The 272-nt window shown below is 67.3% G+C and carries 1 protein-coding gene; it reads left to right on the top strand.

The window, feature by feature from the left end; all coding sequences use genetic code 11:
* The coding region (locus V5P19_RS23610; protein ID WP_334407975.1) for a hypothetical protein at positions 1-272 on the top strand (272 nt) is incomplete at both ends.

The raw sequence follows: 272 nt of genomic DNA, 5'->3' as shown, positions 1-272 counted from the left end.
GAACCAGTGCCTTGCGGGTGCGGCGAGCCTCTGCGCCAACATCACGCGGAACACGGCGGGACAGATCACCCGGATCGAGTCGCCGACGCTGAACCTCAACCGGCTGGCGACGTCGGGCCTGGACATCGAGCTCAGCTACCGGCCGCGCGGACAGGTGCTGGGCGGTTCTGCCGACCTGCGGCTGATCGCCAGCTATCTCGACAAGCAGCGGCAGGACATCAGCAATGGCCCCTCGATCGATCGAGCCGGGGAAGTCGGCCTCAGCGCCAATC

The organism is Enterobacter sp. UNJFSC 003, assembly GCF_036903355.1.
GTDB lineage: Bacteria > Pseudomonadota > Gammaproteobacteria > Enterobacterales > Enterobacteriaceae > Enterobacter.
This window is presented reverse-complemented; position numbering and strand designations above follow the sequence as displayed.